Annotated in this window: 14 protein-coding genes; 6 read left to right on the top strand and 8 right to left on the bottom strand. The window is 70.4% G+C overall.

Going from position 1 to position 16,620, the window contains the following annotated elements; translation table 11 throughout:
- Positions 1-115: 115 nt before the first annotated feature.
- From FHR66_RS02285 to sufT, 3 genes are all read right to left on the bottom strand, one after another.
- Positions 116-1,885, bottom strand: a complete 1,770-nt coding sequence (locus tag FHR66_RS02285; protein WP_160967075.1) for a S8 family peptidase — start codon at positions 1,883-1,885, stop codon at positions 116-118.
- Between the two features lie 595 nt (positions 1,886-2,480).
- A complete protein-coding gene (locus tag FHR66_RS02280; protein ID WP_202394665.1) occupies positions 2,481-3,548 on the bottom strand; it encodes a branched-chain amino acid aminotransferase in 1,068 nt (355 codons plus the stop codon).
- Positions 3,549-3,690: 142 nt separating this feature from the next.
- Entirely contained in the window at positions 3,691-4,242 is a 552-nt protein-coding gene (gene sufT, locus FHR66_RS02275; RefSeq protein ID WP_160966962.1) for a putative Fe-S cluster assembly protein SufT, read from the bottom strand.
- A gap of 105 nt (positions 4,243-4,347) precedes the next feature.
- Here sufT and FHR66_RS02270 point away from each other — a divergent pair, with 105 nt between their 5' ends.
- Positions 4,348-4,767: a hypothetical protein gene (locus FHR66_RS02270; RefSeq protein WP_160966960.1), complete on the top strand. Its 420-nt coding sequence runs from the start codon at positions 4,348-4,350 to the stop codon at positions 4,765-4,767.
- A 280-nt stretch (positions 4,768-5,047) separates the two neighbouring features.
- Here the strand turns inward: FHR66_RS02270 and FHR66_RS02265 are convergent, their stop codons facing one another.
- Positions 5,048-6,490, bottom strand: a complete 1,443-nt coding sequence (locus FHR66_RS02265) for an NAD(P)(+) transhydrogenase (Re/Si-specific) subunit beta (protein ID WP_456361737.1) — start codon at positions 6,488-6,490, stop codon at positions 5,048-5,050.
- A 134-nt stretch (positions 6,491-6,624) separates the two neighbouring features.
- Positions 6,625-6,936, bottom strand: a complete 312-nt coding sequence (locus FHR66_RS02260; RefSeq protein WP_017909519.1) for an NAD(P) transhydrogenase subunit alpha — start codon at positions 6,934-6,936, stop codon at positions 6,625-6,627.
- Positions 6,937-7,101: 165 nt separating this feature from the next.
- Between FHR66_RS02260 and FHR66_RS02255 the strand changes: the two genes are divergently transcribed.
- Genes FHR66_RS02255 through FHR66_RS02245 form a run of 3 tightly spaced genes read left to right on the top strand, consistent with a single transcriptional unit; the run spans position 7,102 to position 8,581 of the window.
- Positions 7,102-7,677, top strand: coding sequence for an RNA polymerase sigma factor (locus FHR66_RS02255; RefSeq protein ID WP_160966958.1), 576 nt, complete (start codon positions 7,102-7,104; stop codon positions 7,675-7,677).
- Positions 7,674-8,075 (top strand): hypothetical protein, encoded by a 402-nt coding sequence (locus FHR66_RS02250; RefSeq protein WP_160966956.1) that lies wholly within the window; start codon positions 7,674-7,676, stop codon positions 8,073-8,075. Before FHR66_RS02255 ends, FHR66_RS02250 begins: the two co-directional genes overlap by 4 nt.
- Before the next feature lie 5 nt (positions 8,076-8,080).
- Positions 8,081-8,581 (top strand): DUF3106 domain-containing protein, encoded by a 501-nt coding sequence (locus tag FHR66_RS02245; RefSeq protein ID WP_167087304.1) that lies wholly within the window; start codon positions 8,081-8,083, stop codon positions 8,579-8,581.
- 300 nt (positions 8,582-8,881) lie between these two features.
- Here FHR66_RS02245 and FHR66_RS02240 read toward each other — a convergent pair whose 3' ends face one another.
- From FHR66_RS02240 to FHR66_RS02230, 3 genes are all read right to left on the bottom strand, one after another.
- Complete coding sequence (locus FHR66_RS02240) at positions 8,882-9,961, bottom strand: NAD(P) transhydrogenase subunit alpha (protein ID WP_160966952.1); 1,080 nt, start codon at positions 9,959-9,961, stop codon at positions 8,882-8,884.
- A 218-nt stretch (positions 9,962-10,179) separates the two neighbouring features.
- Positions 10,180-12,498, bottom strand: a complete 2,319-nt coding sequence (locus tag FHR66_RS02235) for a DUF1631 domain-containing protein (RefSeq protein ID WP_160966950.1) — start codon at positions 12,496-12,498, stop codon at positions 10,180-10,182.
- Between the two features lie 214 nt (positions 12,499-12,712).
- The gene (locus FHR66_RS02230) at positions 12,713-14,944 is read right to left on the bottom strand and encodes a DUF1631 family protein (RefSeq protein WP_160966948.1); all 2,232 of its coding nucleotides are present in this window, start codon (positions 14,942-14,944) and stop codon (positions 12,713-12,715) included.
- 155 nt (positions 14,945-15,099) lie between these two features.
- Between FHR66_RS02230 and FHR66_RS02225 the strand changes: the two genes are divergently transcribed.
- Positions 15,100-15,675 (top strand): nitroreductase family protein, encoded by a 576-nt coding sequence (locus FHR66_RS02225; RefSeq protein WP_160966946.1) that lies wholly within the window; start codon positions 15,100-15,102, stop codon positions 15,673-15,675.
- Positions 15,672-16,595 (top strand): 5'-3' exonuclease, encoded by a 924-nt coding sequence (locus FHR66_RS02220; RefSeq protein WP_160966944.1) that lies wholly within the window; start codon positions 15,672-15,674, stop codon positions 16,593-16,595. The genes FHR66_RS02225 and FHR66_RS02220 overlap by 4 nt, the downstream gene beginning before the upstream one ends.
- Positions 16,596-16,620 lie beyond the last annotated feature (25 nt).

Genomic DNA, 16,620 nt, shown 5'->3' with positions numbered 1-16,620 from the left:
AGCCCCGCGCCGAAGCGCGGGGCGACCGAGAGTGGCAGCATCGGCGTCCTGCCGAGCGCTGCGATCCGGCACCGGGAGGTGCGCGGCGGCCATGGCGGCCGCCGCGACGGATGCCTCAGTAGTCGGCCTTCAGGCTGAGCCCGGAGAACGTGCTGTACGCCTTCACCCGCACGTAGTAGGTGCCGGCCTGCGGGGAGTTGAAGGTGCAGCTCTCGTTGTTGCCGTTCTTGTACGGACGGCAGTCGTAGGCCGAATCGGTCGGCGCGCTGCCGAAGCGCACGTACAGGTCGGCATCGCCGCTGCCGCCGGAGGTGGTGACCACCAGGCTGCTGGCACCGGACGGCACCTTGACCGTGTAGTTCAACGAAGAGCCGCTGTTGGCGCTGAGGTTGGTGACCGCCACGCCGTCCTGCAACTCGTTGCTGCTGCCGCCACCACCGCCGCCGCCGCTGCCGCCGTTCTGCGCCGCGGTGACCGCCGCGTTGGCATCGAGCAGGCCGGCGCCGCACCCCTGCGAGCAGGAGAAGCTGGCGGCGGTGTTCTTGATGGTGCTTTCCACCTGCGCCGGGGTCAGCGCAGTCGGCGCCACCGACTGCATCAGCGCAACCACGCCGGCCACGTGGGGGGTCGCCATCGAGGTGCCGTTGTACGAGGCATAGCTCGGGTTGCCCGGGGTGGTGGTGCCGTCGTTGAGGGTGGACAGGATGTTCGAGCCCGGCGCGGAGATGTCGATGCCCGCGCCGTAGTTCGAGTAGCTGGCCTTGGCCCGCGACGAGGTGGTGGCCGCCACCGCGATCACGTTGTTGCAGTTGGCCGGCACCGAGCTGGACACGTTGGTCGAGCTGTTGCCCGCCGCCACCACCACCGTGGTGCCGCGGCCGACCGCGCCGTTGATGGCGTTCTGGTAGGTACTCGAGCAGGTGCCGCTGCCGCCCAGCGACATGTTGATCACTTCGGCCGGGTTCTGGTTGGCCGGCACGCCGCTGACGGTGCCGCCGGAGGCCCAGGTGATCGCATCGGCGATGTCGGAGGTGTAGCCGCCGCACTTGCCGAGCACGCGCACCGGCAGGATCTTGGCCTTGAACGCGGTGCCGGCCACGCCGGTGCCGTTGTTGGTGACCGCGGCGATGGTGCCGGCGACGTGGGTGCCGTGCCAGCTGGAATTGGAGGCCGGCGAACCGGAGTAGCACTCGCCGGCGGCGGCCCAGTCGCCTTCGTCGGACGGGTCGCTGTCGCGGCCGTTGCCGTCGCGTGCGGCATCCGCATCGCTGATGAAGTCGTAGCCCTGCAGGACGTTGGCGTTGAGATCGGGGTGGCTGGTGATGCCGGTGTCGATGACCGCCACGACCACGCCGTCGCCGGTGGCCTTGTCCCAGGCCGAGCGCACGTTGATGCCGGCATTGCTGGTGCCGAAGGCCCACTGGTCGCCCAGGCGCGGATCGTTCGGGGTCAGGGCGATGGTCATGCGCTGGTCGACCTCGACGTACTCGACGTTCGGGTCGGCGGCGATCTGCCGCATCAGCGTCTCGGCCTCGGCACGGTCCAGCGGACGGCTGGCCTTGACCACTTCCGGCCCCACCGCCAGGCGGCGCAGGCTGGTCAGGCCGAGCGCGCGGCCGTTCTTGGCCGGCAGCGCGGCGGCGGCCGATTGCAGCGTCGCGCGCAGCGCCGCCGAGGGCGCGGCAGCGGCCGCGGAGGCGCTGGAGATGCTGACCGGCGCGGCGTCGCGGGTCTTGACGATGAAGCGTTGCACGGTCGGTTCGGAAGACAGGCCGGAGAGGTTCACGTCACCGGCAAATGCTGGGGTGGCCAGCAGCAGCGAGGTGAGAGCAGAGGCGCCCAGCACCACCAGCCACGGACGCTGGCGCGAACCACGATGCGACATTTCGGACATTCGGACTTCCTTTCGGTTGAGTAGCCGCCTGACGGCGGTGTTCCGCGCTGCACCGGCCCGGCCTTAACCTGAACCCGGCATGCATTGCGAGCCCGGTCGACCCCTGTGTTGCCGACCATTCATCGAACCTAGCTCAGTACAAGTGCGTATGGAGCGGGCTGTGACGGAAATCCGTTGTACAAAACCATGAAATGCAATGGGATTCGATGTAATAAAGTGATTCTCACCTCATTTTTGCTGCAGTGCAGCATGCCAAGACGCCAAATTTGGCAAATTCAGGGCAGCCTTTTGGCACTCGCGCGACGTCTCGGCAAGAAAAAGAGACAACAGATACAGACAGGCCGGGAGGGTCGGCAGGACACCTCGCCGCACCGTGATGGACACGAAATGTCCAGCGCGCGGACTCCTCCGTTGGAGAGGACAGGAGCGCGTCGGGCGCATGGACGGGGCACCGACGCCTCAGGCGCCGCGCCACCAGCGCGGATGCCGCGCGCGATGGTGGACGCCATCGCCGGACACCCTGCGCCTGGGGCGCGAAACCCGCACGCCAGGGCGGCCGATGGCCCCCGGCGTCGGGGGGCGGGGCTCAGCCCAGCCGCACCAGCCAGCCGTGGCGATCGGCCACGCGGCCGTACTGGATGTCGGTCAGTTCCTGGCGCAGCGACAGCGTCACCGGGCCGGCCGGGGCGGTCAGGTCGCCGACGGCGAAGTCCTTGCCCTTGAGCTGGCCGATCGGGGTCACCACCGCGGCGGTGCCGCAGGCGAACACCTCGGCGATCTCGCCGGAGGCCACGCCGTCGCGCCACTCGTCGATGCTCACCTGGCGCTCCACCACCTGCATGCCGCGGTCGCGGGCCAGTTGCAGGATGCTGTCGCGGGTGATGCCTTCCAGGATGCTGCCCGACAGCGCCGGGGTGACCAGGCTGCCGTCGCGCATCACCAGGAACACGTTCATGCCGCCCAGTTCCTCGATGTACTTGCCCTCGACCGGGTCGAGGAACAGCACCTGCGAGCAGCCCTGCGCCTGCGCCTGCTGCTGCGGCAGCAGCGAGGCGGCGTAGTTGCCGCCGCACTTGGCCGCACCGGTGCCGCCCTTGGCGGCGCGCGCGTAGTCGGTGGACAGCCAGATCGCCACCGGCGCCACGCCCTTGGCGAAATAGGCGCCCGCCGGGCTGGCGATGACGTAGTAGCCGGCCTTCTGCGCCGCGCGCACGCCCAGGAACGCCTCGTTGGCGATCATGAACGGACGGAAATACAGGCTGGTCTCCGGCGCCGACGGCACCCAGGCCGCATCGACCGCGATCAGCTGCCGCAGCGATTCCACGAACAGCTCCACCGGCAGCTCCGGCAGCGCCAGGCGCTGCGCCGAGCGCTGCAGGCGCTTGCCGTTGGCCTCCGGGCGGAAGGTCCAGATCGAGCCGTCGGCGTGGCGATAGGCCTTGATGCCTTCGAAGATCTCCTGGCCGTAGTGCAGCACCGAGGCGGCCGGGTCCAGCGCCAGCGGGCCATAGGCTCGCACTTGCGCGTCGTGCCAGCCCTGCTCGCGGCTCCATTCGATGGCGACCATGTGGTCGGTGAAGTAGTTGCCGAAGCCCGGCGCGGCGAGGATCTGCGCGCGCGCCTCGGCGCTGCGCGCGGCGGTGGACGGGATCAGGCGGAACTGCGTGGACGGCTCGGTAGCGGACACCGGGAATTCCTGTGGTAGTCGAGGGATGGCCAGGGCCGCCGGGCATGGCGGCCACAGCGGCGGCGCCCGATCCGGGCTCCGGCACGACGCGCGGGGCGTCGCGCGGGGGTCAGAGCATGCCGGTTTCCAGGCGCGCGGCCTCGGACATCATATGCCGGCCCCATGGCGGATCGAACACCAGCTCGACGTCGGCCTCTGCGATGGTCGGGATCATTTCCAGCTTGCTGCGCACGTCGTCGACCAGGATCTCGCCCATGCCGCAGCCCGGCGCGGTCAGGGTCATCTTGACCTCGACGGTGCGCTGGCCATCCTCGCGCGCGTGCATGGTCACGTCGTAGATCAGACCCAGATCGACGATGTTGAACGGGATCTCCGGGTCGAAGCAGGTGCGCAGCTGCTGCCAGATCAGCGCTTCGACCTGCTCGTCGCCGGCATCGTCGGGCAGTTCCAGCCCCGGCGGCGGCTCCTTGCCGATGGCGTCGCCGTCCTTGCCGGCGATGCGGAACAGGTTGCCCTCCACGAACACCGTGTAGCTGCCGCCCAGGGCCTGGGTGATATAGCCATAGCTGCCGGCCGGCAGGGTCACCACGTCGCCCTGCGGCACCATCACCGCCGCGCAATCGCGTTCGAATTGGACAGGTTCACTGCTGCGTGAGTACATGGGGGCGATATGGGGACGAGCCCCGCCGGTGCAAGTCGTGCAGTTTATCCGAGTGCGCGGGGCGCGCGCCGGAAGTATCCTGTACGCCTTCTCCGGGAACATCGAATGCCGCCTTCCTCCACGCCGGCCAGGCCCTCGCACTGGCTGTGGCCCCTGCTGCTCGCCATGGGCTGTTTCACCGCACTGATCGCCTGGTTGCTGGTGGCGCTGTCGCTGGGTCGCCAGGCCGGCTGGATGGCCGTGGTGGTGGCGCTGGAGAGCGCCTGGATGCTGCGCCTGGGCAACCTGCCGCGCGGCCCGCTGCGCATCGCGGTGGCGATGCTCGCCACGGTACTGGTGATCGTCGCCGCCAACTGGGGCATCGCCGCCGCGCAGATGGGCGCGGGGCTGGGCCTGAACGTGTGGGATTCGTCGCTGAAGATGGGCGCCCAGTACGCCTGGACCCTGACGATGCTGGCCAATAGCCCCAGCGATCTGCTGTGGCTGGGCATCGGCGTGGTCACCGCGTACTTCAGCGCGCGCTGAAGCGGCGGGTCGCGGTAGACACCGCGCCTACGAGCGAGGCAAGCCGGCTGGCCGCGGCGTCAGGCCTCTCTCATCCTCCCTGTTTTCGCCACGCACGACGTTGGCATTTGTAGGAGCGGCTTTAGCCGCGAGGGGCGTTACCGGTAACGCCCCTCGCGGCTAAAGCCGCTCCTACGGCTCCTGCGAGCGCACCTGCGATCGCTGTCCGAAACTTCCTTGAACGCGACAGCAGGAGAGGTCCCAGAGCGCCGTCCCTGCCTCACTGTCGCGCCCGCGGCACTCAATGCCCGCCGCCGTCCAGCGCCTTCAGTTCGCTGACCAGGGCACCGGCCGCCTCGGCGCCGTCACCGTAGAGCATGCGGGTGTTGTCGGCATAGAACAGCGCGTTCTCGATGCCGGCGAAGCCGGTGCCCTTGCCGCGCTTGATGACGATGACGTTCCTGGAATTGACCACGTCCAGGATCGGCATGCCGTAGATCGGGCTGGCCGGGTCGGTCTTGGCCACCGGATTGACCACGTCGTTGGCGCCGATCACCAGCGACACGTCGGTGCTGGCGAACTCGGGATTGATGTCGTCCATGTCGGCGATCAGGTCGTAGGGCACGCCGGCTTCGGCCAGCAGCACGTTCATGTGCCCGGGCATGCGCCCGGCCACCGGGTGGATCGCGAACTTGACCTTGACCCCGCGTTCGATCAGCCGCTGCGCCAGTTCCCAGATCTTGTGCTGCGCCTGCGCCACCGCCATGCCGTAGCCCGGCACGATCACCACGCGCTCGGCGTAGGCCATCATCGCCGCCACGTCGCCGGCCTCGATCGGCTTCTGGCTGCCGGCGATCGCCTGCGTCTGACCACCGCCGCCGAAGTTGGAGAACAGTACGCCGCGGATCGGCCGGTTCATCGCCTTGGCCATCAGCCGGGTCAGCAGGATGCCGGCCGCGCCGACCATCATGCCGGCGATGATCAGCGCCTCGTTGCCGAGCACGTAGCCCTCGAACGCCACCGCCAGGCCGGTGAAGGCGTTGTACAGCGAGATCACCACCGGCATGTCGGCGCCGCCGATCGGCAGCGTCATCAGCACGCCCAGGGCCAGCGCCAGCACGAAGAACAGTACGATCGCCAGCGGACTCAGGCTGATCGCGGCCCACGCGCCCACGCCCAGCATCGCCACGCACACCAGCAGGTTGAACGCCTGCTGCCCGGGGAACGTGACGCGCTTGTCCAGGCGCCCGTCGAGCTTGGCCCAGGCGACGATCGAGCCGGACAGCGACACCGCACCGATCGCCGAACCGATCACCGCCAATGCAAGCGTGGTCGCATCCGGCTGGCGTGCGGCCAGCGCGGCGATCGCGGCCTCGCTCCAGTGGGTGGTATCGCGGCGCATCAGGAACGAGAAGCGCAGCAGTTCCACCGCGCCGATCGCCGCCGCCGAGCCGCCGCCCATGCCGTTGTACAGCGCCACCATCTGCGGCATGTCGGTGATCGCCACCTTCTTGGCCGAGATCCACGCCGCGGCGGTGCCGAGCGCGATCGCCGGCACGATCAGCGGCAGGTTGTGCAGGCCCGGCAGCAGAAAGGTGGCGGCGGTCGCCAGCAGCATGCCGAAGCCGGCCCAGCGGATACCGCTGCGCGCGGTCCTGGGCGAGGCCATGCGCTGCAGGCCGAGCAGGAACAGGGTGGCGGCGACCAGATAGCTGCTCTTGATCAGGATCGGCAACAGTTCCATCAGCAGGCGTGCTCCGAAAAAGGACATCTGCCCGAGCGGCAGCAAGTGGGAGAGAACGCCCGACGCGATGCCGAGCAGCAGCACGAGCAGGGCGACGGCGACCAGCGCCGCGACGATGCGCAGGGGCCGCGCATTCAATCCTTCGCCTTGGTCTTGGAGGCGTCCGGCTTGCTGGACTTGAACATGTCCAGCATGCGCTCGGTCACCACGTAGCCGCCTGCCGCGTTGCCGGCGCCGAGCAGCACCGCGACGAAGCCGATGGCTTTTTCCAGGGTGGTGTCGGCATGGCCCAGGACCACCATCGCGCCGATCAGGACGATGCCGTGGATGAAGTTGGAACCGGACATCAGCGGGGTGTGCAGGATCACCGGCACCCGCGAGATGATCACATGCCCGGCGATGGCCGCCAGCATGAAGATGTACAAGGCCACGAACCCGTCGCTCATCGCACCGTTCTCCCGGGCGCCGCGCCCGTCCGCCGCATCATAACCGCGTGCTGAACCGCTGTGCGATGCCGCCATGCGGTGGCGCAAAGACGCGCGGCGCCGGCCGGTCAACCGCGACCGCCATGGCGCGTTTACCACGGCATCCCCCTGCCAGGAAGCTAAGCTGTGCTGGTGAGCACGCCCGCCCTCGCACCGCCGTCGACCGATGCCGATCCCGAACAGCGCCCGTTGCCGGCGTCGCTGGATGCGTTCCTGGCCGAGATCGGGCCGCGCGCATTCCGCTTCGCCGAAGCCGGCCTGCGCCAGCGCGAGGACGCGCTGGACGCGGTGCAGGACGCGATGATCAAGCTGCTGGCCTATCGCGAGCGCCCGGCGCAGGAATGGACGCCGCTGTTCTGGAGCATCCTGCGCCGGCGCATCATCGACCTGCAGCGCCGCCGCAACTTCCGCCTGCGCTTCTGGGCACCCAACAGCGAGCGCGATTCGGACAGCCCGCCGGACTGGGCCGACGATGGCCCCAATCCGTCCGAGCAGCACGAGCGCCGCCAGACCCATGCACGCCTGGTGACCGCCCTGCGCGCGCTACCGGCGCGGCAGCGCGAGGCCTTCACCCTGCGCGTGCTGGAAGAGCTGGACGTAGCCACCACCGCACGCGCGATGGGCTGCTCGGAAGGGTCGGTGAAAACCCATCTATCGCGCGCCCGCGAGGCGCTGCAGAAACATCTGGAGGACGTCCGATGACATCCGATCCCACCCGCTCCGCGGACTTCGATGCGCGCCTGCGTGCCGTCCACCAGGCGGGTTTGCAGGCCCTGCCCGCCCCGACCCTGGCGCGGCTACGCGCCGCACGCCAGCAGGCCAGCCAGGCGCACACGGCGCCGGGCTGGCGCTGGGGCTGGCTGCTGGCAGCGGTACCGGCGCTGCTCGGTGCGGCGCTGGGCGTGCACCTGCTGCTGCGCCCGGCACCCTCGGTGCCGACCAGCACCGCCAGCGTGACCACCGACACCACCGCGGCCGCGACCACGTCGGCGCGCGCCGGCGCGAGCACCGACACCGACCAGGCCGCGACCGCGATGCTGGACGAAAATCCCGACCTGTACCTGTGGCTGGGCTCTGATACCTCGCTGGCAATGGAATGAACCCGATGACTCGCTTGATCCGTCTTTCCCTGGCGCTGGCGCTGCTGGCAGGCAGCGCCGTCCCGGCCGTGTTCGCGGCCCCGCCCCCGCCGGGGCCGCCGCCACCGCCGTCCGCAGCCGATCGCGACGACGATGCCGGCCCGCCACTGCCCGACTGGGAGCATCTCAGCCCGCAGCAGCGCGAACTGCTGATCGCCCCCCTGCGCCAGCGCTGGAACGATGCCCCACAGCAACGCCGGCGCATGTTCGAGCACGCGCAGCGCTGGCAGTCGATGACCCCGGAGCAACGCGATCGCGCGCGCAAGGGCGCCCGCCGCTATGAGGACATGACCCCGCAGCAGCGCGAAGAGGCGCGGGTGCTGTTCGACCGCATGCGCGCGCTGCCGCCGGACCAGCGCAAGGCGCTGCGCGACCGCTGGGAAGCGATGACGCCGGCGCAACGCGCCGCCTGGATCCGCGCCAATGCCGGCCCGGACAGCGTGCCGCCGGCGGAGTCTGCCAGGTAAGCGGACGGCGCTTTCCCTCCGCGCCGGTCGAGGTTGATGCGCACGTCGCGCGGTGCCTTGCGGTACGTGTTGGGTGATGGCTTCCAGGGAGACCGTCGCAGGACAACCTGTAGGAGCGGCTTCAGCCGCGACGGCGTTCCCGGGAACGCCCGTCGCGGCTGAAGCCGCTCCTACATGGGAAAAGCAGCCCGCGAGGTGCTGGATCAAGTGGCCTGCAATGACGCCTGCCAATTCGCCCGGTGTAGTAGGCGCCTGGAATTCAGCCCCCCTCTCACCGGCTCAACAACCCACAAAGCCAGCTCACGCCGTCCAGCGCGTCTTCGCCAGCAGTTCGTCATTCCAGTCGTAGGCGATCGCGCCGTCCTTCAGGAACAGCGCGACGAAGTTGTAGACGTTGCGCGCGTACATCTCGCTGGCATGCACCGCGCCCATGCTGGCCAGGTCCAGCGGACCGGCGATGGTCACGCCGGCGTGTTCGATGGTCTCGCCCGGCCGGGTCAGTTCGCAGTTGCCGCCGGTCTCGGCGGCCAGGTCCACCACCACGCTGCCAGGCTTCATGCCGGCGACCATCGCCGCGCTGAGGATCTTCGGCGCCGGCCGCCCCGGCACCGCGGCGGTGCACACCACCACGTCGATACCCTTCAGGTGCTCGGCCAGGCGCCGCTGCTGCTCCGCACGCTCGTCGTCGGTGAGTTGCCGCGCGTAGCCGCCCTCGCCGGCGGCGCTGACCCCGAGGTCGAGGAACTTGCCGCCCAGCGATTCGATCTGCTCGCGGGTTTCCGGGCGCACGTCGAAGCCCTCCACCTGCGCACCCAGGCGCTTGGCGGTGGCGATGGCCTGCAGGCCGGCCACACCGGCACCGACGATCAGCACCTTGGACGGGCGGATGGTGCCGGCCGCGGTGGTCAGCATCGGGAAGAAGCGCGGCGCCAGCTGCGCGGCGATCAGGGTCGCCTTGTAGCCGGCCATGCCGGCCTGCGAGCTGAGTACGTCCATCGCCTGCGCGCGGGTGGTGCGCGGCAGCCGTTCCAGCGGGAAGGCGACCAGTTGCCGCGCCTGCAGCGCCGCCGCGCGCGTCGGATCGGCCTGCGGCTGCAGGATGCCGACCACGCCGGCGCCCTCCTTGAGCTGCTCCAGCGCCAGCGCCGGCAGCGGCTGCACGCACAGCACCAGATCCGCCTGCGCCGGGCTGGCGGCATCGGCCAGGCTGGCGCCGGCAGCCAGATAGGCCGCATCGACGAAGCCGGCCGACACGCCGGCCTGCGGTTCGACCCGCACCTGCGCGCCCAGGGCGACCAGTTTCTTGACCGTCTCCGGCGTGGCCGCCACACGGCGTTCGCCCTGCGCCGACTCCTTCACCACCAGCACCTGCACTGCCATGCGATTCCCCGTGCCTTGCCCGTCGTCCGCGCCGATCCTACAGGGTCCGCACGCCAGGTGGCGGCGAAGCGCCCACTAGGCGGGCATCCGTGGACAGGCACGCTGGCGACGCGCGCCCGATAGCGCGGACCCACGCGCCGCAATCGGTACAAGCCAAGCAACGCGTGACCACGTTTGACGCCACGGCAGCGCTCATCCACGCCCCCGCGACGGCCCGCTCAGTGCAAGGTCGCGCTGTGCGGATCGAGGCGATCGATGACGCCCTGCATGGCGCTGTCGAAGGCACCGTCGTCGACGTGCGCGCGCAGCCGGCCCAGCCGCACCATCACCGCCAGTTCTTCCGGCGAGGCAACGCAGAAGCGCACGCCGCGCCGATTGACGAACAGCAACCGCGACGAGATCGGGCTCACCCACGACAGCTTGCCGGCCTGCATCTTGCCGTCGCGGTCGACGAAATCCAGCCAGGTGCCGATGGGCATCGCGCGGAAGCGGTCGGCGTCGGCATTGTCGAAATCGTCCATGGTCTGCGGCGGCGCCACCTCCACCGGCTGCGCCTCCTGCACCGGCGGCTGCGGCAGCGCCACCTGCGGCAGTTCCGGCAGCGGCCGCTCCAGTTCCGGGCGCAGTTCGGCCACCGCCTGCAGCGTGTCGTGCAGCGCATCGATCGCCGCCGTCGCGGCTTCGGCATGCAAGCCAACGCTGGCGAAGACCCGCTGCAGCGCCCCCTGCCAGGCCTGTAGCCAGGGCTTGCCGACGATGTGCCGCTGCGCCTCGGCGGCTTCCTCGAGCAGGCCGTCGGCCAGCGCCAGCGCATCGCGCACGCCGGGGCCGCCCTCGCCTTCGCGCAGCATCGCCATGGTCAGATGGTGTTGCCACGGCTGGCGCAGGAAGTCCTGCAGCGCCTGCGGTAGTTGCCGGCCCTGCAGGCGCACCTGCAGTTCGGCCTCGGCGCGCTGCCGCGCCAGTTCCAGTTTCTCCTGGCCGCGCTGGGTTTCGGCGGCACGGCGCTCGGCGATCTCGATGCGGCGGCGGTGCTGCACCAGGAAATCGCGGAACTCCTCTTCCAGGGTCAGGAAGATCGCCAGGTTCTCGTTGAAATCGGCCACCAGCCGGTCGATGATCTCCTCGACCTTGCCCATCAGCACGCGCTCGGCCTGGCTCTCGCCGGTGTTGCCCTCGCAAGCCTCGGCCAACGAGTTCAGCAGGCGCCGCGCCGGATGGGTCTTCTGTACGAACATGCGCCGGTCCAGCAGCGCGACCTTGACGAAGGGCACCACCAGCCGGCCGATCAGTTCGCGCGAGCGGCCCTCCAGGTCGCGCTCGTCGAGCATCACGTCGAACAGCATGCCGACCAGATCGATCGCGTCTTCGTCGACCGGATCCAGCCGCGCATGCGCCGGGTCCACACCGAATTGGGTGGCGTTGGACAGCACCTCGCTCTTGAGCCGCTGCGCCAGCGACTCGCTGTCGTCGCCGATCGCCGCACGCAGCGTGGCACTGGGCGTGGCCTGCAGCAGCGACAGCACCGACATCATCTCGCGCTGGCTCAGCGGCCGCTGCTGGCCGACCGCCGCGGTCGCCGCGGAGGTGGCGCTTTCGCGCGCGTTGCGGGTCTGCTGCAGCAGCTCGTGCAGCGCTTCCAGCAACACGCCCTGGCTGCCGCCGGGCAGGCGCGCCTCACCGTCGTCGTAGCGCTCGCCGGCCTGCAGGCCGCCGCGGCGCTCGGCCCAGCGGTTGACGAAGCGGTTGGCCCAGGCCGGTGCGTAGTGTTCTTCGTCGTCGCCAAGCTCGGCACCGACGCCGGCATCGGCGGCCGCGCCGGCCTCGCGCGACGGGCGCGGCTCCGGCGGCGGCGCGCGCCGCGGCGGCGGTGGCGGCCGCGGCCGCGAGATCTCCGGCATCACCCCGGCCTGGGCGAGGTTGTCGTCCAGGTCCTGGTAGAGCTTGCCGACGCCGGCGGTGAAGTCGCGCTCGCACAGCTTGATCAGCACCAGCCGCACTTCCGGGGCCAGGTCGCTGGTGGAGAAGGCGGCATGCACGGCCACGCCGATGTGTTCGGGGCCGATCGGATTGGTGTCCGCATCCAGTTCCAGGCCGCCGGCGATCCAGCCCAGGCGCCGGTCGATGCGGGTCAGCACCGGCTTCCACTCGCGCAGCAGCACGCTGGCCAGGTTGCGCACCGCCAGCCGCGATTCCAGTTCGTGTTCGGAGATCAGGCTCAGGCCCTGCCCATAGCCGGCCAGCGCGACTTCGGCCGACAGCGGCGTGCCGGCCTCCAGCGCCTCCCAGGCGGTGTGCAACTGCGCGCGGAAGCGCGCGGCGATCTCGTCGCGGCGACGGCGCAGTTCGCGCATGCCGTCCAGGAACAGCAACTGCGACGCGCCGGCGCTCTCGGCGCGGTCGAACAGCACGTCATCGAAATGCGCCAGCGCCTCGGCGAAGGCCTGGCCCAGCACCGGCAGCATGCCCTCGCGCGCCTGCGTCAACAGGCGCGGGTCACGCGCCGGGTGTGCGTGCGGGCTGGGGCTGAAACTCATGCGCAACGGCTCCGCGCCATGGACGGCGCCAGATGAAAGAGTGGTGGAGGACGAACAGACGCGGCCCCTGTTTCCGCTCCTGCATGGTAGGCAAGGTAGCTGAATATCGACCGTGATGGGCTACGCATTTCTCGCTCCAGAACGTGACCCCGAGCAGAATCGTAGTGCTTGACGGCGTAACCCCGCGTGCATCGCGGCCTGAATACGCACACGCTCAGGCCGCGGCCGCCACCCGTTCCAGGCGGTCGACCACGCCCTGCATGGCGCTGTAGAAGGCGTCGTCGTCGCGATGCAGGCGCAGCCGATCCAGCCGCGCCATCACCGCCAGCGCCTCGGCCGAGGCGACGCACAGCCGCCCGCCGCGGCGGTTGACGAACAGCAGCCGCGCCGAAATCGGGCTCACCCAGGTCAGCTTGCCGGGTTGTACGCGGCCTTCGCGGTCGACGAAGTCCAGCCACGTGCCCATCGGCAGGGTGCGGAAGTAATCGGCGGTGATGTGATCGAAATCGGTGGGCTGGGCCGGCTCCGGCAACGCCGGCACCGGCTCGGCGGCGGGCGGTTCCGGCAACTCCACGCTGGCGACGGGCAACGCGGCCTGCAGCGGCCGCGCGTGCGCCAGGTCGTCCAGCGCCATGTGCAGGGACTGCCAGGCGGCCTCGGCTGCCGCCGCGTCCAGGCCGACGCTGGTCCACAGCCGGGTCAGCTCGGCGCGCTGCGGCTGCAGCCAGCCTCCCACTGGCGCTGCGCCCGACTGCGCCTGACGACACTGCGCCAGCACCGCATCGCCCAGCGCCAGCGCCGCGGCAAGCACGCTGCCCTGGCCGTCGTCGCGCAGCGCCGACTGCTGCACGTACTGGCACCAGGACTGGCGCAGGAAGGCCTCGATCGGCGGCGGCAGGGTCAGGTCGTCGCCGGCCTGCTGCAACAGCTCGTGCACGGCCTGCGCGGCACGCTGCCGGGCGACCTCGCGGCGCTCCTCGGCCCGCTGCAGTTCGGCTGCGCGGCGCTCGGCGATCTCCACCCGGCGTCGGTACTGCTCATAGGCGCTGCCGAACTCGGCCTCCAGCGCCAGGAACACCGACAGGTGCTCGTCGAAATCGCGCACCACCCGTTCCACCGCCGCCTGTGCCTGCGCCAGCAACGCCTGTTCCGGGCCGGTGCTGCCGGCATTGCCGTCGCAAGCGTCGGCCAGCAGGTTGAGCAGGCGCCGGGCCGGATGCCCGTCGCGCACGAACAGGCGCCCGTCGATCAAGGCCACCTTGGCCATGGGCACCAGCATCTGCCCCAGCAGTTCGCGCTGCGGCGGCTGCAGCACGCATTCCTCGAGCATGACGTCGAACAGCAGGCCGACCAGATCCAGCGTGTCCGCATCGGCCGGATCCAGGCAGGTGCCCGCCGGGTCCAGGCCAAGCGAGGCGCCGACACCGGCGATCTGCCGGCGCAGGCCCTGCGCCAGCGGGCCGCCGTGCTCGCAGACGGCGGCGAATCCGGCCAACGGCATGGTCTGCAACAACGACAGCACCGACAGCAGTTCGCGCGGCGACAGACAGCGCCGCCCCTCGCCCGGGCCCGCCTCCGGCTGCGCCTCGTGCAGCAGCGCCCGCAACGCCGGCGGCAGCACCTCCTGCTCGTTGCGAGCGTGCGCGTCCAGCGCGCGCGCGGCGCGGCGCTGCGCGGCGGTCAGCGGTGCGGCGGTGTCCCAGTTCTCGAAGAAGCGGCTGATCCAGTCCGGCGCCGCCTCGTTGTCGCTGGCGCCCAGGCGCGGGATGGCGCGGCGGCGTGGACGCCCACTGGGCAGCGCGCGGGCGCGCGCGACCTCGTTCAGGCGCTGCTCCAGTTGCGCGTACAGCTCGCCGACGCGCTCCTGCAGTTCCTCCTCGCAGATCTTGACGATCGCCAGTTGCACCTGCGGCGCCAGCACCAGCCCGTGCAGCGCCGCGTACACCGCCGCGCCCACGTGCTCGGGGCCGAACGGGTTGTTGTCGGCATCGATGCGCTGGCCGCCGGCGATGAAGCCGAGAAACCGGTTCAGCCGCATCAGTTCCGGCCGCCAGCGGTGCTGGATCGCGCCAGCCAGGTTGCGCACCGCCAGGCGCACGTCCAGCTCCTGTTCCGAGACCAGGCTGAGGTCGCCACGCTCGCGCGCCAGGCTGCGTTCCACTGACAGCGGGCGGCCGGCCTCCAGCGCCTGCCAGGCCTGGGCCAGGTGCGCGCGGAAACGCGCGGCGATCGGCTCGCGCTGCTGGCGCAGCAACTGGATCGCCTCGAAATAGTCGTTCTGGGTCGGCCCGGCGCGCTCGGCCATGCGGAACAGCGCTTCGGCCAGCACGTCCAGCACCTCGCCGAAGGCGCCGGCGAGCGGCACCGACACCACATCCCGGACCTGCTCGAGCAGATCCGTGTTGCGGCTGGGCGACAACTCTTCAGCGTATTCAGCAAGGGTCATGGCAGTGTGATACGCAGGCAGCAGTGAGACCGACGTCAATTCGGAAGCTAGCGGCAGATCAGCAACACAACGCGATTGTCCGTGTAACCGCGGCATCCGCTGCCGCCTGCGAGCGCCCGACTATAATTTCGCGCCCGACCCACGGAATCGAGACTATGCGCACAATTCATTCGCTGCAAGCGCTGGATGCGCGCCGTTCAGTGCCATCCAAGCAGCTCGGCGAGCCGGGACCGGACGCGGACACGCTGCTGGCCATGCTGCGGTCGGCGGTCCGTGTCCCCGATCACGGAAAGCTGGTGCCGTTCCGCTTCCTGCGCATCGCCGGCCCGGCGCGCCAGGCGCTGGGCGACATCCTTGCCGAGCGCACCCGGGAGCGCGACCCCGGCGCCTCGCCAGCGGCGGTGGAGAAGGACCGCGAGCGCTTCGCCCATGCGCCCGTCGTGATCGCGGTGATCACCTGCCTGCAACGCGGGCACAAGGTGCCGGAAATCGAACAGTGGCTCACCGCCGGTTCGGTGTGCTTCGCGTTGCTGCAGGCGGCGCAGGCCTACGGCTTCGGCGCGCAATGGCTGACCGGCTGGATGGCGTATGACGAAACGGTGACCTCGCGGCTCGGCCTGGCCGACCACGAGCACGTCGCCGGCTTCATCCACATCGGCACCGCCCGCCTCGACGTACCGGAGCGCGAGCGGCCGGATCCGCGCGTGCTGCTCAGCGACTGGACGCCGTGAACGCAGGGCTGCCCCTGTCGCGGCCGCTGTACCTGGTCGACGCCAGCCTGTACGTGTTCCGCGCCTGGCATTCGATTCCCGACGAGTTCCAGGACGCGCAGGGCTGGCCGACCAACGCGGTGCACGGCTTCGCCCGCTTCCTGCTCGACCTGCTCGAGCGCGAACGCCCGCAGCACATCGTGATCGCCTTCGACGAAGCGCTGGACAGCTGCTTCCGGCATCGCCTGTACGCGGCCTACAAGGCCAACCGCGCGCCGGCGCCGGATGCGCTGCGCCGCCAGTTCGCGCACTGCAAGGCACTGTGCGCGGCCCTGGGCCTGGGCGTGCTGGCGCACCACGACTACGAGGCCGACGACCTGATCGGCAGCGCCCTGCACAGCGCACGCGGCGACGGCTTCCATGGCGTGATCGTCTCGGCCGACAAGGACCTGTCGCAGTTGCTGCTGGAGTTCGACGAACAGTGGGACTACGGCCGCGGCCAGCGCTGGGGCGCGGCCGGAGTCAAGGCGCGCCACGGCGTGCATGCGCACCAGATCGCCGACTACCTGGCGCTGACCGGCGATGCGATCGACAACATCCCCGGCGTTACCGGCATCGGCGCCAAGTCCGCGGCGATCCTGCTGGCGCATTTCGGCGACCTCGACACACTGCTGGCGCGGGTCGACGAAGTGGCGTTCCTGCGCCTGCGCGGCGCTGCGCAGATGGCCGTGCGCCTGCGCGAACAGCGCGAGCACGCGCTGCTGTGGCGGCAGCTGACCACCATCGCCCTGGACGCGCCCCTGCACACCGCCGCGCCGGGTTTCGCCCGTGGCGTGGCCGATGCCGACATGCTGCAGGGCCTGTGCGAGGCGCTGCGCTTCGGGCCGCTGACCAGGCGCCGACTGTTGCAGGCGGCCGGCCTGGAGTTTGCGGCCGGCTGAGCGACGGCCTCGCCGCTGCGACCCG

This window comes from Xanthomonas sp. F4 (assembly GCF_011761895.1).
The sequence above is the reverse complement of the archived record's forward strand: the minus strand, read 5'-3'. Positions and strand labels throughout refer to the sequence as shown.